We start from the raw sequence: 23442 nt of genomic DNA, 5'->3' as shown, positions 1-23442 counted from the left end.
GGCGGGAAAAAGTGCCGACCCCAGCCGTTGCAGCGCCCGCCCACCAGACCGGCGCTGGCCCGGTGGCGACCTGCCGCGCCGATCACTCAGTCAATGGCTCGGGAACTGCGCGCGCGCGCTCACACATCCAGCTCTTCTACGAACCGCGCGTTTTCCTGGATGTACTGAAACCGAAGCTCCGGCTTCTTGCCCATCAGGCGTTCGACCAGATCGCCGGTCTCTCCCGGTTCGTCCTCGTCGATGGTGACGCGGATCAATTTGCGGGTGGCGGGGTCCATCGTGGTTTCCTTCAGGTCCTTTGCGTCCATTTCGCCCAGACCCTTGAAGCGTTGCAGGTCGATCTTGCCCTTGCCGCCGAGCCCCTTTTCCAGCCACAGCTCCTTTTCGGCCTCGTCGGCGACGTAAAGCCGCCGCGCACCCTGGGTCAGCCGATAGAGCGGCGGGCAGGCAAGGTAGAGGTGGCCGTTGTCGATCAGGGGCCGCATTTGCGAGAAGAAGAACGTCATCAGCAATGACGCGATATGTGCGCCGTCGACATCGGCGTCGGTCATGATGATGATCTTCTCGTAGCGCAGATCGTCGAGGTTGAATCTGGTGCCCATGCCCACGCCCAGTGCCTCGCAAAGGTCGCTGATCTCGGCGTTGGAGCCCAGTTTCGACGAGGCTGCGCCCAGCACGTTCAGGATCTTGCCTTTCAGCGGCAAGAGCGCCTGCGTCTCGCGGAAGCGCGCGCCCTTGGCCGACCCGCCCGCCGAGTCGCCCTCGACGATGAACAGTTCGGTGCCCTCGCGGGTCTTCGATGAACAGTCGGTCAGCTTGCCGGGCAGGCGCAGCTTCTTGGTCGCGGTCTTGCGCGCGGTCTCTTTTTCCTTGCGGCGGCGCATCCGTTCCTCGGCGCGCAGCACCAGGAAATCGAGGATGGCCCCGGCGCTTTTGGTATCCGACGCCAGCCAGTTGTCGAAGTGGTCGCGCACCGCGCCTTCGACCAGCTTCGCCGCCTCGACCGTAGCCAGCCGGTCCTTGGTCTGGCCGACGAATTCCGGCTCGCGGATGAAGCACGACACCAGCGCGCAACCGCCGGTGATCAGATCTTCGCGGGTGATGTTGGAGGCCTTCTTGTTGCCCGCAAGCTCGCCATAGGCCCGGATGCCCTTGAGGATCGCGGCCCAGAAGCCCTGTTCGTGGGTGCCGCCTTCGGGGGTGGGCACGGTGTTGCAATAGCTTTGCAGAAAGCCGTCGCGTGACGGTGTCCAGTTGATCGCCCATTCGACCTTGCCGGGCCGGCCAAAGCGTTCACGGAACCCGACCGTGCCCGCGAAGGGCGCGGCCGCATAGGTCGATGCGGTGCCCAGCGTTTCGGTCAGGTAGTCCGACAGCCCGCCGGGAAAGTGGAACGTCGCCTCGGTCGGCGTGGTACCGTCGTCGATGGCCGATTTCCAGCGGATCTCGACGCCCGAGAACAGGTACGCCTTCGACCGGACCATGCCAAAGAGCCGCGCGGGCTTGAGCTTGTGGTGACCGAAGATCTCGGGGTCCGCATGGAACGTGATGGTGGTGCCGCGCCGGTTCGGGGTCTGCCCGATCTTGGCGACGGGGCCCAGCGGCACGCCGCGCGAAAAGCGCTGCTCGAAAAGTTCGCGATTGCGCGCCACTTCGACCACCATGGAATCCGACAGCGCGTTGACCACCGAGGCACCGACGCCGTGCAGGCCGCCCGAGGTCTCGTAGGCCTTGCCGCCGAACTTGCCGCCCGCGTGCAGCGTGCACAGGATCACCTCGAGCGCGGATTTGTCGGGAAACTTCGGGTGCGGGTCGATGGGGATGCCGCGCCCGTTGTCGCGGATCGTGCAGGACCCGTCGGCCAGCAACTCGACCTCGATGCGGTTGGCGTGGCCGGCCACCGCCTCGTCCATCGAGTTGTCGAGGATCTCGGCCACCAGGTGATGCAGCGCGCGTTCGTCGGTGCCGCCGATATACATGCCGGGGCGTTTGCGGACGGGCTCGAGCCCCTCCAGCACCTCGATGGAGGAGGCGTCGTAGTCGGTGGGCTCTTGGCCCGAGAGAAGGTCTTCGGCCATACGCTGCTCGGTCCCGGATTCTATGGTTGGGTTGGACCCGGATTAGACCATCTGGCGGCAGGCGGGGCAAGCGCCGCAATATCTGGCGTGGCATGCCGTCGGGTGACAGGGGCATGGGCCGCACGGCAAGGTCTGCCCGATAGAGCATCGGTGTCTTTGCAGGTTGGCGCGATTGGCCGATGTCAGCGCGGTGTCGACGTTTCGCCGCACCGGTCTGCTTTGGGCGTCGATCCTCGGCCCTGTCGTCTTTGGGTGTCGCCCTGGGTGACCGGGCCCGAGCCGCCGACCTTTGCGGCGGCGGGGCTTTTCAGCCCCGGGCCGGAACAGCGGTTCGGGCCGTGCCACCGAAGACCTGCCGGACGTGGTCCGCATCGACGTTGAACAGGCGCTTCATCTCGGCCTCGCCCGCCGCATCGAGCCGGGGCAGGGGGTGTGGCTTGACATGTTTCTTCTGCCGCGAGTCGTTGAAGCCGTTATGGCCCCGCAGATACATCGCGGGCGCGTTGAAGGTCACCGTCGGCATGTGCAGGTTGATTTTCTGATGCCCGAAGTTCATCACCGTCTGCCGCACGCCACCCTGCGCCGCGACCGCCTGCGCCACGCCCCAGTAAGGGTGCACCACCGGCTCGGCGCACAGGCCGTTGGCGTCGGCGCTGACAAGATACCCCCGGTTCCAGTCAAAGCCGACAAGGCGGTGCTCGGCACACAGGGGGGCGCAATCGGCGGCGGCCTTGCGCAGCGATGCCACGAAATTCACCGCGACGGCGTCGTCGTCGTCATGGCGAAACTGCAGGCAGGGCGCGGTGATGTCGTCACGGGTGGCGTTGATCACGTCCTGACAGACCTGCCGGTGCGGGCCGGGGGGCTGTGCTTCGATCACCACCTGCGGAAGATCCGCGACCATCGCGTCAAGGCGGGCGCGGGCATCGGCGGGCAGGCTGTCGCCGACCAGCACGACGAAGGTGAAGTCCGGGTCGCTCTGGGCGCGCAGGGACGGCAGGCAGACGGTCTCGAACAGGCGCAGCCGCTCGTCCAGGCGCTCTGGCGCATAGAGATAGGCGATGCGGCTGGCGAGGTCGTCATGCTCGACCTGGAAACCGCCCTCGGCGGGATAGGAAAAGCGGCAGAAACCGATTACCTGCATCTTGCGGGGCACCTTGCGCATTGGGGACGATCACAGGCAGCGTGGCAGGGTGTCGGCGACGCGGCAAGGCTTTCGCCGGGCAAAAAAATCCGGGTGTCGGAGAGCAGCCCGAAGACCGGCCTGAACACGGGGCCGAACACGCGCCCGAACATGTCGGTGCGCAGGGGCCGAAACCCGGCCCGGGCGGCTGTTGACAAGCTATCCGACTCCCCATATACGCCGCCCATCCTGACCGGACCCGCGCCATGCGGACGGTCTGAAATACAGACGAGTTGCGGTCATGATCCGGGCATCAGCCCCGATCCTCTGGTATCTCCCGCGTCGTTCCCGAAATCGGGGAACGAATGCGGCTTTTTGCGTCGGTCTCACGTGGATCGACGGGGACCAGACCGGCAAAGGCGGCGCGACCAGTTTTGGCGCCCCCGGAGGCCCGCGAAAGAGATACCGGTGCTGTCGCGGACGCGCGAACACCAGACCAAAAGAACCTGCGTCGGGCATTTGGCCTGTCGCACTTTATATGTGAGCTACACGGGGAAACCGGAATGCCAACGATCCAGCAGCTGATCCGCAAGCCGCGGCAGCCCAAAGTCAAGCGCTCGAAATCACAGCACCTCGAGCAGTGCCCGCAAAAGCGGGGCGTGTGCACGCGCGTCTACACCACCACTCCGAAGAAGCCGAACTCGGCGATGCGGAAAGTGGCCAAGGTGCGTCTGACCAACGGCTACGAAGTCATCAGCTACATTCCGGGCGAAAGCCACAACCTGCAGGAGCACTCGGTCGTGCTTATCCGGGGCGGTCGTGTGAAAGACCTTCCCGGCGTGCGCTACCACATCCTGCGCGGTGTGCTTGACACCCAGGGCGTCAAGGACCGCAAGCAGCGTCGTTCGAAATACGGCGCCAAGCGTCCGAAGTAAGAGGATTACACCATGTCCCGTCGTCACTCCGCCGAGAAGCGCGATATCCTGCCCGACGCCAAATATGGCGATACGGTCCTGACCAAGTTCATGAACAACCTGATGATCGACGGCAAGAAGTCGGTCGCGGAACGGATCGTCTACAACGCGCTGGACCGCGTCGAGAGCAAGATCAAGCGCGCCCCGATCGAGGTCTTTCACGAGGCGCTCGAGAACATCAAGCCGGCCGTCGAGGTCCGTTCCCGCCGGGTTGGCGGTGCGACCTACCAGGTGCCCGTCGAAGTCCGCATCGAACGTCGCGAAGCACTGGCCATCCGCTGGCTGATCACCGCGTCGCGCGGTCGCAACGAGAACACCATGGAAGAGCGCCTTGCCGGTGAACTTCTGGATGCTGTTCAGTCGCGCGGCTCTGCCGTGAAGAAGCGCGAAGACACGCACAAGATGGCCGATGCCAACAAGGCATTCAGCCACTACCGCTGGTAATTGAAATTTAGCCTGAGGACACCTCCCAATGGCACGCGAATATCCGCTCGAGCGCTACCGCAACTTCGGAATCATGGCGCATATCGACGCTGGCAAGACCACGATGACCGAGCGCATCCTGTTCTACACCGGCAAGAACCACAAGATGGGCGAAACCCACGAGGGCGCCTCCACCATGGATTGGATGGAGCAGGAAGCCGAGCGCGGGATCACCATCACGTCGGCGGCGACCACGACCTTCTGGCAGCGCCAGGAAGATCCGACGCCGGAAGGCACCTCGGACACCAAGACGCGGTTCAACATCATCGACACCCCCGGACACGTCGACTTCACCATCGAAGTCGAGCGTTCGCTGGCGGTTCTGGACGGCGCCGTGGCGCTGCTGGACGGCAATGCCGGTGTCGAGCCGCAGACTGAAACGGTGTGGCGTCAGGCCGACCGCTACAAGGTTCCGCGGCTTGTCTTCGTCAACAAGATGGACAAGATCGGTGCCGACTTCTTCAACTGCGTGAAGATGGTCAAGGAACGCACCGGCGGCACCCCGATGCCGATCGCCCTGCCGATCGGATCCGAGGATTCGCTGGAAGGCATCGTCGACCTGATCAAGATGGAAGAATGGGTCTGGATCGGTGAGGATCTGGGCGCGTCCTGGGAACGCCGTCCGATCCGTGACGAGCTTCAGGATCTGGCCGCCGAATGGCGCGACAACATGATCGAGCTCGCCGTCGAGATGGACGACGACGCGATGGAAGCGTATCTCGAAGGCGAAATGCCCGACGAGGCATCGCTGCGCAAGCTGATCCGGAAGGGCACGCTGTCGCTGTCGTTCTTCCCGATGCTGGCCGGTTCCGCGTTCAAGAACAAGGGTGTCCAGCCGCTGCTCAACGCCGTGGTCGACTTCCTGCCGGGTCCGCTCGACGTGCCGACGCTGATGGGTTTCTCGCCCGACGACGAGACCGAGACGCGCAACATTCCGCGCCCGGCCTCTGACGAAGAGCCGTTCTCGGCGCTGGCGTTCAAGATCATGAACGACCCCTTCGTGGGTTCCCTGACCTTCACCCGGATCTACTCCGGCGTGATCCGCAAGGGCGACGCGATCATGAACTCGACCAAGGGCAAGCGCGAGCGCATCGGCCGGATGATGGTGATGCACGCGATCGACCGCCAGGAGATCGAGGAAGGCTTTGCAGGCGACATCATCGCGCTGGCCGGTCTGAAGGACACGACCACCGGCGACACGCTCTGCGATGCGCAGAAGCAGGTGGTTCTGGAAACCATGACTTTCCCCGACCCGGTCATCGAGATCGCGGTCGAGCCCAAGACCAAGGGCGACCAAGAGAAGATGTCGGCCGGTCTTGCACGACTGGCGGCGGAAGATCCGTCCTTCCGGGTCGAAACCGATCTCGAATCGGGTCAGACCATCATGAAGGGCATGGGCGAACTGCATCTCGACATCCTGGTCGACCGTCTCAAGCGGGAGTTCAAGGTCGAAGCCAACATCGGCGCGCCCCAGGTGGCCTACCGCGAGACCATCGGTCACGAGGTCGAGCATACCTACACCCACAAGAAGCAGTCGGGTGGTTCGGGTCAGTTCGCCGAGGTCAAGCTGGTCATCTCGCCAACAGAACCGGGCGAAGGCTATTCGTTCGAGTCGAAGATCGTTGGCGGTTCGGTGCCGAAGGAATACATCCCCGGTGTCGAAAAGGGCATCAAGTCGGTGATGGACTCCGGTCCGCTGGCGGGCTTCCCGGTGATCGACTTCAAGGTGTCGCTGATCGACGGCAAGTTCCACGACGTGGACTCCTCGGTTCTCGCCTTCGAGATCGCGGCACGGATGGGCATGCGTGAAGGTCTTCGCAAGGCCGGCGCGAAACTGCTCGAGCCGATGATGCGCGTCGAAGTGGTGGGTCCGGAAGAATACACCGGAAACATCATCGGGGACCTGACATCCCGTCGGGGTCAGGTGACCGGTCAGGAACCGCGCGGCAATGCCGTCGCGATCCACGCCATGGTGCCGCTTGCCAACATGTTCGGCTACATCAACACCCTGCGCTCGATGTCCTCGGGCCGTGCGCAGTTCACGATGCAGTTCGATCATTACAATCCGGTTCCGCAGAATATCTCGGACGAGATTCAGGCGAAATACGCATAACCCGGGTGGCGGGGACAACCCCGCCCTACCCACCACCGTAGGGTGAGCCCAGGCTCACCATCCGAAAGAGAAAAAGGAGCCTTTCGCATGGCAAAGGAAAAGTTTGATCGCTCGAAGCCGCATTGCAACATCGGCACGATCGGTCACGTCGACCACGGCAAGACCACGCTGACGGCGGCGATCACCAAGTATTTCGGCGACTTCCAGGCGTATGACCAGATCGACGGCGCGCCCGAGGAGAAGGCCCGCGGCATCACCATCTCGACCGCGCATGTGGAATACGAGACCGACGCGCGCCACTACGCTCACGTCGACTGCCCCGGCCACGCCGACTACGTCAAGAACATGATCACCGGTGCGGCGCAGATGGACGGCGCGATCCTCGTGGTGAACGCCGCCGACGGCCCGATGCCCCAGACGCGCGAGCACATCCTGCTCGGTCGTCAGGTCGGCATTCCCGCCATGGTTGTGTTCATGAACAAGGTCGACCAGGTCGACGACGAAGAGCTGCTCGAGCTGGTCGAGATGGAAATCCGCGAACTGCTGAGCGCCTACGACTACCCGGGCGACGACATTCCGATCATCGCGGGCTCGGCGCTTGCGGCGATGGAAGGCCGCGATCCCGAGATCGGCGAGAACAAGATCCGCGAACTGATGGCGGCGGTGGACGCGTACATCCCGCAGCCCGCGCGCGCCGTGGACCAGCCGTTCCTGATGCCGATCGAGGACGTGTTCTCGATCTCCGGTCGCGGCACGGTTGTGACCGGCCGGATCGAGCGTGGCGTGGTCAATGTCGGCGACGAGCTTGAGATCGTCGGCATCCGCGACACCAAGAAGACGACCTGCACCGGCGTCGAGATGTTCCGCAAGCTGCTCGATCGCGGCGAGGCGGGCGACAATGTCGGCGTGCTGCTGCGCGGCATCGACCGTGAAGGCGTCGAGCGCGGCCAGGTGCTGTGCAAGCCCAAGTCGGTGAACCCGCACACCAAGTTCGAGGCCGAGGTCTACATCCTGACCAAGGAAGAGGGTGGCCGTCACACGCCGTTCTTCGCCAACTACCGTCCCCAGTTCTACTTCCGTACGACGGACGTCACCGGCACCGTGACCCTGCCCGAGGGCACCGAGATGGTCATGCCCGGCGACAACCTGAAGTTCGGCGTCGAGCTGATCGCGCCGATCGCGATGGAAGACGGCCTGCGCTTCGCCATCCGTGAAGGCGGTCGTACCGTCGGCTCCGGCGTCGTGTCGAAGATCGTCGAGTAAGCCAAGTGCCTGCAGGTCCCGGACGTGATCCGGGACCTCGGGCAAACGGTGCGCCAAGCGCGCATCCCGCATCTCCAGGCTTCCGGCTCGACGTGGCCCCGGATCAGGTCCGGGGCGCGTCGTTCCCGGGGCCGAAACGGGTTCGATGAAGCGGCAGGGTGGTCTTGCCTCTTCCTCTCAACTCTGACGCGCCAAGATAAGGCCAGACCTATGCAAAGCCAGAACATTCGCATTCGGCTCAAGGCGTTTGACTACCGCGTGCTGGACGCCAGCACCCAGGAAATCGTCAACACCGCGAAACGGACCGGCGCCGATGTGCGCGGGCCCATTCCGCTGCCGAACAAGATCGAGCGCTTCACCGTTCTGCGTGGTCCCCACGTGAACAAGAAGTCCCGTGACCAGTTCGAGATCCGCACCCACAAGCGGCTTCTCGACATCGTCGATCCGACCCCGCAGACCGTGGACGCGCTGATGAAGCTCGATCTCGCGGCGGGTGTCGACGTCGAGATCAAGGTATAAGGAGGGCAGATCATGATGCGCTCTGGAGTGATCGCAAAGAAGGTCGGCATGACCCGGCTCTTCATGGACGACGGCAAGCAGATTCCCGTCACCGTTCTGCAGCTGGACAAGCTGCAGGTGGTGGCGCAGCGCACCGTCGAAGACCACGGCTATTCCGCAGTCCAGCTGGGCTGTGGCACCGCCAAGGTCAAGAACGTCTCGAAGCCGATGCGGGGCCATTTCGCCGCCGCCAAGGTCGAGCCCAAGCGCAAGATCGCGGAATTCCGCGTTGCGCCCGAGAACCTCATCGACGTGGGCGAAGAGATCACCGCTGACCACTACTTCGAAGGCCAGTTCGTGGACATCTCGGGCACGTCCATCGGTAAGGGTTTTGCCGGTGCGATGAAGCGTCACAACTTCGGCGGTCTTCGCGCCTCGCACGGTGTTTCGATCTCGCACCGGTCGCACGGCTCGACGGGCCAGTGTCAGGATCCGGGCAAGGTCTTCAAGGGCAAGAAGATGGCCGGTCACATGGGCGCTGTCCGCGTGACCACGCAGAACCTGCAGGTCATCCGCACCGACGCCGACCGTGGTCTCATCATGGTCAAGGGCGCCGTGCCCGGGGCCAAGGGTGGCTGGGTCACCGTCAAGGACGCCGTCAAGAAGGCCACGCCGGAGAATGTCATTCTTCCCGCGGCGCTGAAGTCGGCTGGCGAAGAAGCCAAGCGTCTTGCCGAAGAGGCTGCCAAGCAGGCCGAAGCAGAGGCGCAAGCCGCTGAAGAAGCCCGTCTGGCGGAAGAAGCCGCGCAGCAGGAAGAGGCCTTGAAAGCGGCTGAATCCGACATCGCGGCCGATGAGGACACCGAGAAGAAGGACGGTGAGGCATGAAACTCGACGTGATCAAACTCGACGGCGGCTCTGCCGGCTCGGTCGAGCTCGGTGACGAGATCTTCGGTCTCGAACCCCGCGCCGACATCCTGCACCGCGTGGTCCGCTGGCAGCGCAACAAGGCGCAGGCCGGTACCCACTCGACGCTGGGCCGCTCGGAAGTCAGCTACTCGACCAAGAAGATCTATCGCCAGAAGGGCACCGGCGGCGCACGCCACGGGTCCCGCAAGGCACCGATCTTCCGCAAGGGTGGTGTCTACAAGGGCCCGACGCCCCGCAGCCACGCCCATGACCTGCCCAAGAAGGTCCGCGCGCTTGGTCTCAAGCACGCATTGTCGGCCAAGGCCCGCGACGGCCAGCTGGTGGTGATCGACACCGCCGATGCGGACGGCAAGACCAAGTCACTCGCCAAGATGGTGCGTGACCTGGGCTGGAAGCGCGCGCTTGTGATCGACGGCACCGAGGTGAACGAGAACTTCGCCAAGGCCGCGGCCAACATTGTTGGTCTCGACGTGCTGCCGTCCATGGGTGCAAACGTCTATGACATCCTCAAGCGTGACACCCTGGTGATCACGAAGGCGGGTGTCGAAGCACTGGAGGCTCGTCTGAAATGAGCGCGAAAGCAGAACATTACGACGTGATCCGCAAGCCGATCATCACCGAGAAGACCACCATGGCGTCCGAAAACAACGCCGTTGTCTTCGAAGTGGCCATCGACAGCAACAAGCCGCAGATCAAGGATGCGGTCGAGGCGTTGTTCGGTGTCAAGGTCAAGGCGGTCAACACGACGATCACCAAGGGCAAGACCAAGCGGTTCAAGGGTCGTCCCGGTCGCCGCTCGGACGTCAAAAAGGCCTATGTGACGCTCGAAGAGGGCAACACGATCGACGTGACCACCGGGCTGTAAGCCTGAGCCGGGACGCACGCCCGAATTGCACAGTTTCAAAGGCCCCGCCCGATGGTGGGGCCTTTGCCGTTTTTCACGCAGCCCTGTGACCGCGGGCGGTGGCCCGCCTCGTGCGGGGCATGGTGGACCCCGGCTGCGCAAGTTGCCGGGGTTTTTCGGGGCGGAGACTTGGCGGCGCAGGCGGCTTGGCGTATGGCAGGTCCAATCGGCGAATGGGGGCGGAATGACGGGTGCAGGTGATATGATCAGAAGGCTGTTCGCCCCCATGCTGGCGGCTTTTTTTCTGGCCGGTCTCGCGGGATGCACCGCACAGCCGGATGCCTCCGCCCGCGATGTCGATGCGCTGGCGCTGGCCATTGCGGCGCTTGGGCCGGAGGTCGACCCCGCAGAGGCGGACCTTGCCGCCCGCATCGCCATCGACTACCCGCTGCAACTGGCCGAGGACTGGCGGGTGACGGATGCGCCCCTGGTGCACAATGCCAAGGTTTTGCACAATTTGCGCGACAAGGGCCTTTGCAACCACTGGGCCGAGGCGATGCTGGCGCGGTTGAGGCAAGAAGACTTCCAGACGCTGAGCCTGCACTGGTCGACATCGCCGCCCGAGGGGTTCCGGGTCATCCACCATTCCGCCGTCATCAGCGCGCGGGGCGGGGACATCGACGACGGGCTCGTGCTTGATCCGTGGCGCCATGGCGGAACGCTTTACTGGTCCCGTCCCGAGGAAGACCCGCGCTACGAGTGGGGTCCGGCGCTCTAGGCATCTGGCCATCCAGAGGCGATCGGTCTCGCCGATGGCCACTCGCCCAGATGTGAATGGGTCGGCAAGGGTGCGGCGTGGACAAGCCGCGCCGGATGACCGACACGTTCTGGATGCGCTGTGTCCAAACCCTGCTTCTGGTCGTGATAACCGTGATGCTGCTGCCCTGGGGCGCGTACGCGGCGGATACCGCGCGCGCGGCGTCCGGCGCGGTTGCAGCGGTCGATACGCCCGATCAGGGCGACGCCCTGAACGACGACCAGCCCGAAAGCGTGAGACCGACGGTTGCACCCGTCAGAAAGGCCTGCCGCATGGCGATGTTGCCGGGCGCGTCCTGCGCCCCGGACCGGGCGCTGCCCGAAACGGTGACGACGCGCCGGGACGCGCCATGGCAGGCGGTCGTTCTGGCCATACCAGATCTCGCTCTTGAAGGGCGCATGACCGCGCCCCCCCGAGAGCCTCCTCGTTTCGTCTGAACCGGATCCGGCGGTCGCCGCCAAAACCGTTCAGACTGAAAACAGGAAATCCTCATGCTAACGCGACGCAGCTTTACCGCCCTTGGGGCGATGGCCGGGCTTGTGGCCTGCGCCACCCCGCAACCCGAAATCGAGACCGAAACCGAGACCGTGACCCGGCAGATACCGGAGCCGATCCTGCCACCGATGCCGGACTTCTACGGTGCGATCACCGATGAACCCTACCCGGTTCCCGCCCTCGAGGCGGGCAGCGTACCACCCGAGATGTGGCGGCGAGAGGTTGCCAACCCCTGGACGGGACATGCGCGCGGCACCATCGTCATCGACCCGAACGCCGCCGTTCTGCATTTTGTCGAGTCGCCCGACCGGGCCATGCGCTATGGCGTCAGCGTCGGCGCGGTCGGTTTTTCGTGGGAGGGCACGGCGCGGCTTCAGTTCTGCCGCAAGTGGCCGCGCTGGAAGGTGCCCGCGACCATGATCGAACGCCAGCCCAAGCTTGCGCCCTATTCGGTTGCCAATGGCGGCATGGATCCCGGTCCGGGCAATCCCATGGGCGCGCGGGCGCTCTATCTGTTCCAGAACGGCGAGGACACGCTCTATCGTGTCCATGGCGATGCCAAGCCGTGGGAACTGGGCAAGGCGGTTTCGTCGGGCTGTATCCGGATGCTGAACCACGATGTCATCGATCTTCATCAACGGGCGGTCCACGGCGCGACGGTGATCGTGATGCCGTCGATGACGCCCGGAACGTTCGCCCAGATCTACTAGGGGCGCGGCTTTTCACACCGTGGGCATCGGAGGGGGATGGTGGGACCGGTGGTCCGCGTGCCTGCAACAGGCAGTGGCCAATTGGCTGCCCGAGGGGCGGGGTCCGCGTGCCATCGCGGTGCAGGTCGCGGTGCCCGGGCGCCGGTCCCGCCGACGGCGGAAAAACTGCGGCTTTCCTGCGGATGACGGGTTCCACGGCGGCACCGCTTGACCTTCCAGCCAGCCGTGACTAAACGACCCCATCGGCATGGCCCCGGATTCGTCCGGGGCTTCGCTTTTGTTTCGGCGGACCTGCCGCCGGGATTGACATACCACCGGGCACCTACGGGGGCCTTTATCCGAAGGACGGTCCAGCCGTCCTTTAAAACATAGGCGGACCGCGCCCGATCGGGGCAAGATCCGCCGTCTGCTATACGGAAGACAGAAAGCATGGCACTCAAGTCGTACAAGCCGACGACGCCGGGCCAGCGCGGGCTGGTGCTGATCGACCGTTCGGAACTGTGGAAAGGACGCCCCGTCAAGGCCCTCACCGAGGGTTTGACGAAATCGGGTGGCCGGAACAATACCGGACGTATCACGGCACGTCGCCGCGGTGGCGGGGCAAAACGCCTCTACCGGATCGTTGATTTCAAGCGGAACAAGTTTGACGTGGGCGCGACCGTCGCGCGCATCGAATATGACCCCAACCGCACCGCCTTCATCGCGCTCGTCCAGTATGACGATGGCGAAAAGGCCTATATCCTGGCGCCGCAGCGCCTGGCCATCGGGGACCGCGTCATCGCGTCCGCCAAGGCCGACATCAAGCCCGGCAACGCGATGCCGTTCTCGGGCATGCCGATCGGGACGATCATCCACAACATCGAGCTGAAGCCCGGCAAGGGCGGCCAGATCGCGCGCGCCGCGGGCACCTATGCCCAGTTCGTCGGTCGTGACGGTGGTTACGCGCAGATCCGCCTGTCCTCGGGTGAACTTCGCCTCGTGCGGCAGGAATGCCTCGCGACGGTCGGTGCGGTGTCGAACCCCGACAACTCGAACCAGAACCTCGGCAAGGCCGGTCGCGTGCGCCACATGGGCAAGCGTCCGTCGGTCCGCGGCGTCGTGATGAACCCGATCGACCACCCGCATGGTGGTGGTGAGGGCCGCACCTCTGGTGGTCGCCACCCTGTCACACCGTGGGGCAAGCCCACCAAGGGCGCGCGCACCCGCAACACCAACAAGGCGTCGCAGAAACTGATCCTGCGCTCGCGCCACGCTCGGAAGAAGAGGCGCTAAACCATGACACGTTCCGTATGGAAAGGCCCCTTTGTGGATGCCTACGTCCTCAAGAAGGCCGAGGCATCGCGCGAATCCGGGCGCAATGAAGTGATCAAGATCTGGTCGCGCCGCTCGACGATCCTGCCCCAGTTCGTGGGTCTGACGTTTGGCGTCTACAACGGTCGCAAGCATGTGCCCGTCAATGTGTCCGAGGACATGATCGGCCAGAAATTCGGGGAATACTCCCCGACCCGCACCTATACCGGGCATGCGGCCGACAAGAAAGCCAAGAGGAAGTAAGCCATGGGCAAGGATAAGAATCCCCGCCGCGTGGCGGACAACGAGGCGATGGCGAAGCTGCGCATGTTGCGCACCAGCCCGCAGAAACTGAACCTCGTCGCTGCCATGATCCGCGGCAAGAAGGTCGAGAAGGCGCTGACCGATCTGACCTTCTCGAACAAGCGCGTGGCGATTGACGTCAAGAAGTGCCTGCAATCGGCCATCGCCAATGCCGAGAACAACCACGGGCTCGATGTCGACGAACTGGTCGTCGCGGAAGCCTGGGTCGGCAAGAACCTCATCATGAAGCGTGGCCGTCCGCGCGCCCGTGGCCGGTTCGGCAAGATCCTGAAGCCGTTCTCGGAAATCACCATCAAGGTGCGTCAGGTCGAGGAGCAAGCCTAATGGGTAACAAGACCAATCCGATCGGCATGCGCCTTCAGGTCAACCGCACTTGGGACAGCCGCTGGTACGCCGATACCAAGGACTACGGCGATCTTTTGCTGGAAGACATCGCAATGCGCGATTTCATCCACAAGGAAGCCAAGCAGGCCGGTGTGGCCCGCATCATCATCGAGCGTCCGCACAAGAAGTGCCGTGTCACGATCCATGCCGCCCGTCCGGGTGTCATCATCGGCAAGAAGGGCGCGGATATCGAGGTGTTGCGCAAGAAGCTGGCGGCGATGACCGACAGCGAATTGCACCTCAACATCGTCGAGGTGCGCAAGCCCGAGCTTGACGCGCGTCTGGTGGGTGAAAACATCGCCCAGCAGCTCGAGCGCCGTGTCTCGTTCCGTCGCGCCATGAAGCGCGCGGTGCAGAACGCCATGCGCATGGGTGCGCTCGGCATCCGGGTCAACGTCGCGGGCCGCCTTGGCGGTGCCGAGATCGCCCGGACCGAGTGGTATCGCGAGGGTCGGGTGCCGCTGCACACGCTTCGCGCCGATATCGACCACGCCATCGTCGAGGCGGAGACGCCCTATGGCATCATCGGGATCAAGGTCTGGATCTTCAAAGGCGAGATCATGGAGCACGATCCCCAGGCGCGTGACCGCAAGGCGCAGGAGCTGCAAGACGGCCCCGCACCCCGCGGCCCGCGGCGCTGAGGAGGTTTGACAGATGCTTCAACCCAAAAGAACGAAGTACCGCAAGCAGCACAAGGGCCGGATCAAGGGCGTCGCCAAGGGCGGCTCCGATCTGAACTTCGGCACCTTCGGACTGAAATCGCTTGAGCCCGAGCGGGTGACAGCGCGCCAGATCGAAGCTGCCCGTCGTGCCATGACGCGCCACATGAAGCGTCAGGGCCGGGTCTGGATCCGGATCTTCCCGGATGTGCCGGTAACCTCCAAGCCCACCGAAGTGCGGATGGGTAAAGGTAAGGGTTCGGTCGATTTCTGGGCCTGCAAGGTCAAGCCCGGACGCGTGATGTTCGAGATCGACGGCGTCGCCGAGGACATCGCCCGCGAAGCGCTGCGCCTCGCGTCGATGAAGCTGCCGGTCAAGACCCGTGTCGTGGTGCGCGAAGACTGGTAAGCGATGGTGGGCGCATAGCCCGCGTGAATGAATTGGCCCCTGTCGAGCGATCGGCAGGGGCTTTTCATTTGCCGGGCCTGTGCCAGTCGATGCGCCCGGCCAGTCGATGCGCCCGCTGCCTTTCGGTGGCGTGGATCGTGTTCACGGACCGCTGAATTTTGCGGATCATCCTTTGCGCCAGTGGCGGCGAGGCACCATCGCACGGCCGATCATGCCGATCATCCCGGGAAAATCGCACCCACGCGCGCGCGAAACTCGTTCCATGTCATCGTGGCCTTGTTCCCCGCATATCCGGCGTAATAGCTGCGTCCGGTCGAGGTCGGCAGCCCGGCCCAGATCTTGGCCAGATTGTGCATGAAGTCCTCAAGCGGCAGGTCACCGCGTTCCAGCGCGGGCAATCCCGCCTCTCGCAGAAGCTGATCGGCCAACCGGTCTTGCAACGCCGGGGAAAACCGTGCCGTCCGGTCGATGCCGGTCACCCGCACCAGTCGACGAAGGGTCGGCGGGATGAACTGGTATCGCCCGATGGCGTGCGGCTGTCCGGGGGTGCGGTCGATCCAGTCGTCGATATCCGCGATCGTCATTTGCGTGGGGGCACGTGCGGGGCGAACGCGCGCACCGAGTTGCACGGCGTCGTAGCCTTTTGGCCCGGCTTCCGCCTCGGCGATCAGGTGCCGGATCCGGGTGGCCGTGTCGCTGCTTTGAGGGCCTTGTCTGAACACATCGAGAGGCGCTCGGCTGAGCAGGCTTTGCCCGGCCTGACCGGAAAACAGGCTGCCAGAGCGGCGCGCGTCCGCTGTTGCATCCGACGCTGTTGCATCCGACCCGGTGCCCGGGAACAGCGGCTGTCGCGCGGCAAGGAAGCCCTCCGCCCGGGCGGAGACCGCCGCGAACAACAGGGCTGTGGCAAGGAAAAGAACGTGGATGCGGCGGATGGTGCGGCCCTTCTGCAAAGATGTCGATGGGACGCTACCTAGCATCGGTCTGGTTTCGATTTCCTTTATGCGTATTGCTTCATCGCCATGGATGACGAGGTCGGGCGGATTGGTGCGAGGTCAACGGCGCCCCCTCGAACGGATGAACGATCAGCCCCCGACGGTCTATCGGCGGGGGCTTTTTCGTGTCCGGATGAAGGGGGCGCGATGCCGCGCGCTTCAGTCCTTCGAGATCCAGCGCTTCGCAGCGTCGAAATCGTCGGCGTCGAAGTAACGCGTCTCGGCGTTGACGAAGGAATGCGCCAGGGTTTCGGCGGCTTTCGCCATGGCGCTGTCGCCGATGATGGCGAAGCGGTCGATCAGCTTGCGGTGATCGCGCACCAGCGACAGGTGCTGGCCCAATGCCCCCATGCCCTGCCAGCCGTCGAATTCGCGCAGGTCCAGCAGCAGCTTGAAGCGGTCATGCGTCCGGATGAAGGCGTCGATGTCGCGCTCTTCCTCTTCGTAGACGGCGGCATCCAGCTTGCCCAGAAGCTGCACGTGCAGCACGTCCCCGCCAAGGTCTGTCTGATGGATCGCGCCGAGCGATTCCGACAGCCAGCGCCGGGCCTCGTCTTCCTGGGACGGCTCAAAGATCATCACGGGGCATGGGTATAGCACGCTGAAGGCGCGCATGGCGGTGGTCATCCACCCCGGCTCGGCGACGATTGCCACGCGGTCGAAACCGTTCCAGTGCTTCAGCCCCATCTTGGCGTCCTGCATCATGGCACCAAAGGTGAAGTCCTTGAACTCGCTATCAAGCCGGACCAGCAGGCGGACGCGGTCGCGGGCCTGTATCGCCGCTTCCAGCGCGGGCACCAGCACGGTCTTGTAATCGTCGTCCGAGATTGCGCCGGAGAAGCGCAATTCAAGCCGGTTTTCCGTCGTTCCGGGCATTTTTTCGATCATGTCGGGCCTCCTGGGCTGAGAGATATCCACGGGTTCGGCCCGGATCATACGCCGACGCGCGCGCCCGTCCTTGATCCCGCGCAATCCCGCGCGGCCCCTCGCCACGCCACGCGGCCTGCGCTAGAAGGCGCGCATGACCCAGATCACATCGCTGTTCGCGACCCGCCTTTATCATGCCCCCCTGTCCGATCACGCGCCCGCGGTCGACGCGCGGGAGCTTGAGGCGTCGTGCCATTCCATCGCCGAGGATGACGAGGCCGGACAGAACTGGTGCGCGGCCAACGACTACCCCGGCTATACGTCATATGCGTCGCTGACCGACCTGCCGTGGCGGTTTCCGATCTTTAAGGATCTGGTGGCGGCGCTCGATGCGCATGTGGCGACCTTCGCCGAGGATCTGGCCTTCGATCTGGGCGAGGGCAAGCTGGTGCTTGAGGATCTGTGGATCAACATTCTGCCCGAGGGCGGCTTTCACGCCAGTCACATCCATCCGCATTCGGTGATTTCCGGCACCACCTACGTGGCGATGCCCGAGGGCACCTCGGCGCTCAAGCTCGAGGACCCGCGCCTGCCGATGATGATGGCGGCCCCGGTGCGCCGCAAGGATGCGCGGCAGGAACTGAAAAGCTTTGTCTATGTATCGCCGAAGGCCGGCGACGTGCTGCTGTGGGAATCGTGGCTGCGCCACGAGGTGCCGATGAACCCGGCGGAGGATGAACGCATTTCGGTCAGCTTCAACTACAAGTGGGTGTGAGGCGGCTGTCCGCCCGGTCTTGACACCCGGTCCCGATCCGCATCGACAAGGCGGGCTCGCGTCTGCCTGCCACGCCCGTGCAGTGCCGTGAACCGAACGCCGCAGGCCTGCCGGAAAGAAAGGGTTGCACCAAAATCCGTTCCCTAGTATGCGGCGCATTCATCCACGGACTCCACCGGAATCAGGGTGACCCTCGCATAGTGGGAGGGGCTCTCCGGTGATGTTGAAGAAAGGGGCGACATGAACGCCAGCGATCTCCGTGACAAGACCCCGGACGAACTCCGGGACCAGCTTGTCCAGCTCAAGAAAGAGGCCTTCAACCTGCGCTTTCAGCAGGCCACCGGGCAGATGGAAAACACCGCACGCATGCGCATCGTGCGTCGTGACGTGGCACGGGTCAAGACCGTGCTGAACCAGAAGGCCGCCGCTGCGGCCTCCGCAGAATAAGAGGGGACGGACCTTATGCCCAAGCGTATCCTTTCAGGCACCGTGACCTCGACGGCGAACGCCCAGACCGTGACGGTCTCGGTCGAACGTCGCTTCAAGCACCCCGTGCTGCAGAAGACCATCCGGAAGTCGAAGAAGTACCGTGCTCATGACGAGGCGGAAAAATTCACCGTCGGCGACAGCGTGCGCATCATCGAATGCGCGCCGAGATCGAAAACCAAACGCTGGGAGGTTATTGCCGAGTAGGCGATAACACCCGGTTTTATCGAAACCCTGGGGGAGCTAACGAGAACAGCCCCCATAGGTCGGGAGAAACCACATGATCCAGATGCAGACCAATCTGGATGTCGCTGACAACTCCGGCGCACGCCGAGTTCAGTGCATCAAGGTCCTGGGTGGTTCCAAGCGTAGATACGCCTCCGTCGGCGACATCATTGTCGTCTCGGTGAAGGAAGCCATCCCGCGCGGTCGCGTGAAGAAAGGGGACGTCCGCAAGGCCGTCGTCGTGCGCACCGCCAAGGAAGTCCGTCGTGACGACGGCACCGCCATCCGCTTTGACCGCAACGCCGCCGTCATCCTGAACAACGCGGGCGAGCCTGTCGGCACCCGTATCTTCGGGCCGGTCGTGCGCGAGCTGCGGGCGAAGAACTTCATGAAGATCATCTCGCTTGCTCCGGAGGTGCTGTAATGGCTGCCAAACTCCGCAAAGGTGACAATGTCATCGTGCTCACAGGCAAGGACAAGGGCAAGACCGGTGAAATCACCTCGGTCGATCCCAAGGCCGGCAAGGCCGTCATCGACGGCGTGAACATGGCGATCCGCCACGTCAAGCAAAGCCAGTCCAACCAGGGTGGCCGCCAGCCGAAGGCGATGCCGGTCGATCTGTCGAACCTCGCCGTGGTCGACAAGAACGGCAAGCCGACCCGCGTCGGCTTCCGCGAGGAAGACGGCAAGAAGGTGCGCTTTGCCAAGACCACGGGGGACGTGATCTGATGCTTGATACCGCGAATTACACCCCGCGCCTGAAGGCGCAGTTCAATGACACGATCAAGGCCGCGATGAAGGAAGAGTTCGGGTACACGAACGACCTCCAGATTCCGCGCCTCGACAAGATCACTCTGAACATCGGTTGCGGCGCCGAGGCGGTCCGCGACAGCAAGAAGGCGAAATCGGCTCAGGAAGACCTGACCAAGATCGCCGGTCAGCTGGCCGTGATCACCAAGGCGAAAAAGTCCATCGCGGGCTTCCGCGTCCGTGAGGAAATGCCGCTCGGGACGAAAGTCACCCTGCGCCAGGCCCGCATGTACGAGTTTCTCGATCGCCTCGTGACGATCGCGATGCCCCGCATCCGCGACTTCCGCGGTCTGAAGTCCAGCTTTGACGGCCGTGGCAACTTTGCCATGGGCATCAAGGAACACATCGTCTTCCCCGAGATCGACTTCGACAAGGTCGACGAGGTTTGGGGCATGGACATCAACATCACCACGACCGCGAAGACCGACGCGGAAGCCAAGGCATTGTTGAAGCTCTTCAACCTGCCGTTCAGCGCGTAAGGAGATTTAACCAATGGCGAAGAAATCCATGGTTGAACGCGAAAAGAAGCGCCAGCGCCTGGTGGCCAAGTACGCCGAGAAGCGCGCCGCGCTGAAGGAAATCGCGAACGACCAATCGAAGCCCATGGAAGAGCGTTTCAAAGCGCGGCTCAAGCTCGCAGAGCTTCCGCGCAACAGCTCGGCCACCCGGCTTCACAACCGCTGTCAGCTGACGGGGCGTCCGCACGCCTATTACCGCAAGCTGAAGATCAGCCGGATCATGCTGCGCGAGCTGGGCTCGCAAGGCCTGCTTCCCGGTATGGTCAAGTCGAGCTGGTAAGGAGGGCATCAGATGAACGATCCTATCGGCGATATGCTGACCCGCATCCGCAACGCGCAGATGCGTGGCAAGTCCACCGTCTCGACGCCAGCGTCCAAGCTGCGCGCCTGGGTTCTCGACGTCCTCAGCGATGAGGGCTACATCCGCGGCTACGAGACCGGCACGGATGCAAAGGGCCACGGCACGCTCGAGATCAGCCTGAAATACTACGAAGGCACGCCCGTGATCCGCGAACTGACACGGGTCTCCAAGCCCGGTCGCCGCGTTTACATGGCGGTTTCGGACATCCCGCAGGTCCGCCAGGGCCTTGGTGTGTCGATCGTCTCCACGCCCAAGGGTGTGATGTCGGATGCAAATGCACGCGCAGCCAATGTCGGCGGCGAAGTGCTTTGCACCGTATTCTAAGGAGGGCTGAGCATGTCTCGTATTGGTAAGACTCCGGTCGATCTGCCCTCGGGGGTTTCGGCCTCCCTGTCGGGCCAGACGATCGAAGTGAAAGGCCCCAAGGGCACGCAAAGCTTCACCGCGACCGACGACGTCACGCTGACCATCGCCGATGACAGCGTCACCGTGTCGCCGCGCGGCAAGTCCAAGCGCGCGCGCCAGCAGTGGGGGATGACCCGCACCATCGTGGCCAATCTGGTCCACGGTGTGCAGCAGACCTTCAAGAAAGAGCTGGAAATCCAGGGCGTGGGTTACCGCGCGCAGGTTCAGGGCAATGTCCTGAAGCTGAACCTGGGTCTCAGCCACGACGTCAACTTCCCCATTCCGGACGGTGTGACCGTCACTGCGGCCAAGCCCACGGAGATCACGGTCGAAGGCCATGATCTGCAGCAGGTCGGCCAGGTGGCAGCCAACATTCGCGACTGGCGGCGGCCCGAGCCCTACAAGGGCAAAGGCATCCGCTACAAGGGCGAATACATCTTCCAGAAGGAAGGCAAGAAGAAGTAAGGATCGCAGGAAATGGCAAACAGCAAACGGGAACTGTTCCAGAAGCGCCGCCTGCGCGTCCGGAGCAAGCTTCGCAAGTCGAACGCCGGACGGGCACGGCTTTCGGTGCATCGTTCGAACAAGAACATCAGCGCCCAGCTCATTGACGACGTCAATGGCGTGACCCTCGCCGCCGCCTCCTCGATGGAGAAGGATCTCGGCGTGGTCGGCAAGAACGATGTCGCGGCGGCCCAGAAGGTCGGTGCGGCGATTGCCGAGCGGGCCAAGAAGGCCGGCGTCGATGCGGCCTATTTCGACCGTGGGGGCTTTCTGTTCCACGGTCGCGTCAAGGCGCTGGCGGATGCCGCACGCGAAGCGGGTCTGAAGATCTGATCAGAAAGGGTGCGCGGGCGACCGCGCGCCGTTTCGTCGACTACGCAGGCGGGCCCGGGTGTCCGCCTCGATGATCGGGGCTCCCGGCCGCGCCGGGGCACTTCGATTGGAACACCGCGCTGTGGCGCATGAGAGAATGGGAATGCCATATGGCAGAACGTGATAACCGCCGGGGCAACCGTCGCGACCGCGACGAAACGCCGGAATTCGCAGATCGCCTGGTCGCGATCAACCGCGTGTCGAAGACCGTCAAGGGCGGCAAGCGCTTCGGCTTCGCGGCACTTGTCGTTGTCGGCGACCAGAAGGGTCGTGTCGGCTTTGGCAAGGGCAAGGCCAAGGAGGTCCCCGAGGCCATCCGCAAGGCAACCGAGCAGGCCAAGCGCAACATGATGCGCGTGCCGCTGCGCGAAGGCCGCACCCTGCACCACGACGTCGAAGGCCGTCACGGCGCCGGTCGCGTTGTGATGCGCACCGCCCCGCAAGGTACCGGGATCATCGCAGGTGGCCCTATGCGTGCCGTTTTCGAGATGCTGGGCGTGCAGGATGTGGTCGCCAAGTCGACTGGTTCGCAGAACCCCTACAACATGATTCGCGCAACGCTCGATGGCCTGACACGCGGCTCCAGCCCGCGTCAGATCGCCCAGCGTCGCGGCAAGAAAGTGGCCGATATCCTGCCCAAGCGCGACGATGCGCCGGCAGAATCGAGCCAAGTGGCTGAGGAGGCCTGATCATCATGGCAAAGACCATCGTCGTGAAGCAGATCGGCAGCCCGATCCGCCGCCCCGAGAAGCAGCGCCAGACGCTGATCGGTCTCGGTCTGAACAAGATGCACAAGACCCGCGAGCTTGAGGATACCCCCTCGGTGCGCGGCATGATCAACAAGATCCCGCATCTGGTCGAGATCGTCGAAGAACGCGACTGAGCCGTCCGCATCCGGACTTGAATGGCGCCCTCCGGAGATTCCCGGGGGGCGTTTTCGTTTGCCGCCGCCGCCATCCCGCGACGATGTCGCCGGAAAAATCCGAAGACGGATTTTTTGCCGCCCTTTGACGGCCGCTGGGCAAAGGGTTCAGGCGGACAACGGTGGCCACGATGCGCGATTTCCGTCTTCGGAAATCGGTAAAACTCCGCATCCGGAGTTTTGTGTCGCGACCGCTTGATCCTCAAACCAACCCCGTCTATACGCCCCCGGGTGATCCCAGGGGATCGCACTGACATCAACATGCCGCGTTCGGTCCATTTCGCTTCGGGGACCGTATCCGGCCAGAGGAGAAGCGAAATGAAACTGCATGAATTGCGCGACAACGACGGCGCCACCAAGCGCAAGAAGCGCGTCGGCCGCGGCCCCGGTTCGGGCCTCGGCAAGATGGGTGGCCGTGGTATCAAGGGTCAGAAGTCCCGTTCGGGTGTGGCCATCAACGGCTACGAGGGCGGCCAGATGCCGCTTTACCAGCGTCTGCCCAAGCGCGGCTTCAACAAGCCCAACCGCAAGGCCTTCGCCGTCGTCAACCTGGGCCTGATCGAGAAGTTCATCGCCGCGGGCAAGCTCGACGCGTCGGCGACCATCGACGAGGATGCGCTGGTCGCGTCCGGCCTCGTGCGTCGCAAGCTGGACGGTGTCCGGGTATTGGCCAAGGGCGACATCACCTCGAAGGTGACGCTTGCCGTCACCGGTGCGTCGAAGTCCGCTGTCGACGCGGTCGAGAAGGCCGGCGGATCGCTCACCACGGCGCAGGCGGCCGAATAAGGTTGTAGGCGGCGCGCCTGCC

Annotated in this window: 33 protein-coding genes; 29 read left to right on the top strand and 4 right to left on the bottom strand. The window is 63.8% G+C overall.

Annotated elements, in window-relative coordinates; genetic code table 11:
* Window positions 1–119: 119 nt before the first annotated feature.
* Together parE and ACXYMN_RS08265 are read right to left on the bottom strand one after the other, a co-directional pair.
* A complete protein-coding gene (gene parE / locus ACXYMN_RS08270) occupies window positions 120–2078 on the bottom strand; it encodes a DNA topoisomerase IV subunit B (protein WP_459013085.1) in 1959 nt (652 codons plus the stop codon).
* Window positions 2079–2385: 307 nt separating this feature from the next.
* Complete coding sequence (locus tag ACXYMN_RS08265) at window positions 2386–3222, bottom strand: putative rhamnosyl transferase (RefSeq protein WP_459013084.1); 837 nt, start codon at window positions 3220–3222, stop codon at window positions 2386–2388.
* Window positions 3223–3764: 542 nt separating this feature from the next.
* Here ACXYMN_RS08265 and rpsL point away from each other — a divergent pair.
* From rpsL to rplP, 16 genes are all read left to right on the top strand, one after another.
* Window positions 3765–4136, top strand: coding sequence for a 30S ribosomal protein S12 (rpsL, locus tag ACXYMN_RS08260; RefSeq protein WP_005862801.1), 372 nt, complete (start codon window positions 3765–3767; stop codon window positions 4134–4136).
* A 12-nt stretch (window positions 4137–4148) separates the two neighbouring features.
* The gene (gene rpsG, locus ACXYMN_RS08255; protein ID WP_459013082.1) at window positions 4149–4619 is read left to right on the top strand and encodes a 30S ribosomal protein S7; all 471 of its coding nucleotides are present in this window, start codon (window positions 4149–4151) and stop codon (window positions 4617–4619) included.
* A 28-nt stretch (window positions 4620–4647) separates the two neighbouring features.
* Window positions 4648–6771 carry an elongation factor G gene (fusA, locus tag ACXYMN_RS08250; protein ID WP_459013081.1) on the top strand — a complete coding sequence of 708 codons (2124 nt, stop codon included), beginning with the start codon at window positions 4648–4650 and terminating at the stop codon, window positions 6769–6771.
* A gap of 87 nt (window positions 6772–6858) precedes the next feature.
* The gene (gene tuf / locus ACXYMN_RS08245) at window positions 6859–8034 is read left to right on the top strand and encodes an elongation factor Tu (protein ID WP_459013080.1); all 1176 of its coding nucleotides are present in this window, start codon (window positions 6859–6861) and stop codon (window positions 8032–8034) included.
* A 210-nt stretch (window positions 8035–8244) separates the two neighbouring features.
* Window positions 8245–8553, top strand: a complete 309-nt coding sequence (gene rpsJ / locus ACXYMN_RS08240; protein ID WP_076450108.1) for a 30S ribosomal protein S10 — start codon at window positions 8245–8247, stop codon at window positions 8551–8553.
* Window positions 8554–8565: 12 nt separating this feature from the next.
* Window positions 8566–9420 (top strand): 50S ribosomal protein L3, encoded by an 855-nt coding sequence (gene rplC / locus ACXYMN_RS08235; protein ID WP_459013079.1) that lies wholly within the window; start codon window positions 8566–8568, stop codon window positions 9418–9420.
* Complete coding sequence (rplD, locus tag ACXYMN_RS08230) at window positions 9417–10034, top strand: 50S ribosomal protein L4 (RefSeq protein WP_459013078.1); 618 nt, start codon at window positions 9417–9419, stop codon at window positions 10032–10034. Before rplC ends, rplD begins: the two co-directional genes overlap by 4 nt.
* Entirely contained in the window at window positions 10031–10327 is a 297-nt protein-coding gene (locus ACXYMN_RS08225) for a 50S ribosomal protein L23 (RefSeq protein WP_459013077.1), read from the top strand. Before rplD ends, ACXYMN_RS08225 begins: the two co-directional genes overlap by 4 nt.
* Before the next feature lie 265 nt (window positions 10328–10592).
* The gene (locus ACXYMN_RS08220; RefSeq protein WP_459013076.1) at window positions 10593–11084 is read left to right on the top strand and encodes a hypothetical protein; all 492 of its coding nucleotides are present in this window, start codon (window positions 10593–10595) and stop codon (window positions 11082–11084) included.
* Window positions 11085–11161: 77 nt separating this feature from the next.
* Window positions 11162–11560 (top strand): hypothetical protein, encoded by a 399-nt coding sequence (locus ACXYMN_RS08215; RefSeq protein WP_459013075.1) that lies wholly within the window; start codon window positions 11162–11164, stop codon window positions 11558–11560.
* Window positions 11561–11614: 54 nt separating this feature from the next.
* Window positions 11615–12328 carry a L,D-transpeptidase gene (locus ACXYMN_RS08210; RefSeq protein ID WP_459013074.1) on the top strand — a complete coding sequence of 238 codons (714 nt, stop codon included), beginning with the start codon at window positions 11615–11617 and terminating at the stop codon, window positions 12326–12328.
* Window positions 12329–12757: 429 nt separating this feature from the next.
* Window positions 12758–13600 (top strand): 50S ribosomal protein L2, encoded by an 843-nt coding sequence (gene rplB, locus ACXYMN_RS08205; RefSeq protein ID WP_459013072.1) that lies wholly within the window; start codon window positions 12758–12760, stop codon window positions 13598–13600.
* Window positions 13601–13603: 3 nt separating this feature from the next.
* Window positions 13604–13882 carry a 30S ribosomal protein S19 gene (gene rpsS / locus ACXYMN_RS08200; RefSeq protein WP_459013071.1) on the top strand — a complete coding sequence of 93 codons (279 nt, stop codon included), beginning with the start codon at window positions 13604–13606 and terminating at the stop codon, window positions 13880–13882.
* Window positions 13883–13885: 3 nt separating this feature from the next.
* On the top strand, window positions 13886–14266 hold the full coding sequence (gene rplV, locus ACXYMN_RS08195; protein ID WP_459013069.1) for a 50S ribosomal protein L22: 381 nt from the start codon (window positions 13886–13888) through the stop codon (window positions 14264–14266).
* The gene (rpsC, locus tag ACXYMN_RS08190; RefSeq protein WP_459013068.1) at window positions 14266–14967 is read left to right on the top strand and encodes a 30S ribosomal protein S3; all 702 of its coding nucleotides are present in this window, start codon (window positions 14266–14268) and stop codon (window positions 14965–14967) included. Before rplV ends, rpsC begins: the two co-directional genes overlap by 1 nt.
* A 13-nt stretch (window positions 14968–14980) precedes the next feature.
* Window positions 14981–15394 carry a 50S ribosomal protein L16 gene (rplP, locus tag ACXYMN_RS08185; RefSeq protein WP_459013067.1) on the top strand — a complete coding sequence of 138 codons (414 nt, stop codon included), beginning with the start codon at window positions 14981–14983 and terminating at the stop codon, window positions 15392–15394.
* A gap of 218 nt (window positions 15395–15612) precedes the next feature.
* Here the strand turns inward: rplP and ACXYMN_RS08180 are convergent, their stop codons facing one another.
* Both ACXYMN_RS08180 and ACXYMN_RS08175 read right to left on the bottom strand, forming a co-directional pair.
* The gene (locus ACXYMN_RS08180; protein WP_459013066.1) at window positions 15613–16374 is read right to left on the bottom strand and encodes a lysozyme family protein; all 762 of its coding nucleotides are present in this window, start codon (window positions 16372–16374) and stop codon (window positions 15613–15615) included.
* 174 nt (window positions 16375–16548) lie between these two features.
* Window positions 16549–17277 carry a SpoIIAA family protein gene (locus ACXYMN_RS08175; protein ID WP_459013064.1) on the bottom strand — a complete coding sequence of 243 codons (729 nt, stop codon included), beginning with the start codon at window positions 17275–17277 and terminating at the stop codon, window positions 16549–16551.
* A gap of 133 nt (window positions 17278–17410) precedes the next feature.
* Between ACXYMN_RS08175 and ACXYMN_RS08170 the strand changes: the two genes are divergently transcribed.
* From ACXYMN_RS08170 to rplO, 13 genes are all read left to right on the top strand, one after another.
* Entirely contained in the window at window positions 17411–18031 is a 621-nt protein-coding gene (locus tag ACXYMN_RS08170; protein WP_459013063.1) for a TIGR02466 family protein, read from the top strand.
* Window positions 18032–18271: 240 nt separating this feature from the next.
* Complete coding sequence (gene rpmC, locus ACXYMN_RS08165) at window positions 18272–18478, top strand: 50S ribosomal protein L29 (RefSeq protein WP_459013062.1); 207 nt, start codon at window positions 18272–18274, stop codon at window positions 18476–18478.
* 15 nt (window positions 18479–18493) lie between these two features.
* Window positions 18494–18724 carry a 30S ribosomal protein S17 gene (gene rpsQ / locus ACXYMN_RS08160; protein ID WP_459013061.1) on the top strand — a complete coding sequence of 77 codons (231 nt, stop codon included), beginning with the start codon at window positions 18494–18496 and terminating at the stop codon, window positions 18722–18724.
* 73 nt (window positions 18725–18797) lie between these two features.
* Window positions 18798–19166 carry a 50S ribosomal protein L14 gene (rplN, locus tag ACXYMN_RS08155; RefSeq protein WP_114510773.1) on the top strand — a complete coding sequence of 123 codons (369 nt, stop codon included), beginning with the start codon at window positions 18798–18800 and terminating at the stop codon, window positions 19164–19166.
* Complete coding sequence (gene rplX, locus ACXYMN_RS08150; RefSeq protein WP_459013060.1) at window positions 19166–19471, top strand: 50S ribosomal protein L24; 306 nt, start codon at window positions 19166–19168, stop codon at window positions 19469–19471. Before rplN ends, rplX begins: the two co-directional genes overlap by 1 nt.
* Entirely contained in the window at window positions 19471–20031 is a 561-nt protein-coding gene (gene rplE, locus ACXYMN_RS08145) for a 50S ribosomal protein L5 (protein ID WP_459013059.1), read from the top strand. Before rplX ends, rplE begins: the two co-directional genes overlap by 1 nt.
* A gap of 13 nt (window positions 20032–20044) precedes the next feature.
* Entirely contained in the window at window positions 20045–20350 is a 306-nt protein-coding gene (gene rpsN, locus ACXYMN_RS08140; protein WP_459013057.1) for a 30S ribosomal protein S14, read from the top strand.
* Between the two features lie 12 nt (window positions 20351–20362).
* Window positions 20363–20755 (top strand): 30S ribosomal protein S8, encoded by a 393-nt coding sequence (gene rpsH, locus ACXYMN_RS08135; RefSeq protein ID WP_459013055.1) that lies wholly within the window; start codon window positions 20363–20365, stop codon window positions 20753–20755.
* 12 nt (window positions 20756–20767) lie between these two features.
* On the top strand, window positions 20768–21301 hold the full coding sequence (gene rplF / locus ACXYMN_RS08130; protein WP_459013054.1) for a 50S ribosomal protein L6: 534 nt from the start codon (window positions 20768–20770) through the stop codon (window positions 21299–21301).
* Window positions 21302–21313: 12 nt separating this feature from the next.
* Window positions 21314–21673 carry a 50S ribosomal protein L18 gene (gene rplR, locus ACXYMN_RS08125; RefSeq protein WP_459013053.1) on the top strand — a complete coding sequence of 120 codons (360 nt, stop codon included), beginning with the start codon at window positions 21314–21316 and terminating at the stop codon, window positions 21671–21673.
* A gap of 149 nt (window positions 21674–21822) precedes the next feature.
* Complete coding sequence (gene rpsE / locus ACXYMN_RS08120; protein WP_459013052.1) at window positions 21823–22401, top strand: 30S ribosomal protein S5; 579 nt, start codon at window positions 21823–21825, stop codon at window positions 22399–22401.
* Window positions 22402–22406: 5 nt separating this feature from the next.
* Complete coding sequence (gene rpmD, locus ACXYMN_RS08115; RefSeq protein WP_459013051.1) at window positions 22407–22595, top strand: 50S ribosomal protein L30; 189 nt, start codon at window positions 22407–22409, stop codon at window positions 22593–22595.
* Window positions 22596–22952: 357 nt separating this feature from the next.
* Complete coding sequence (rplO, locus tag ACXYMN_RS08110) at window positions 22953–23420, top strand: 50S ribosomal protein L15 (RefSeq protein WP_459013050.1); 468 nt, start codon at window positions 22953–22955, stop codon at window positions 23418–23420.
* The last annotated feature ends 22 nt before the right edge of the window (window positions 23421–23442 follow it).

The sequence above is a fragment of the Roseivivax sp. CAU 1753 genome (assembly GCF_054482575.1).
Note: the sequence above shows the minus strand (reverse complement) of the source record. Positions and strands in the feature narration are given on the sequence as shown.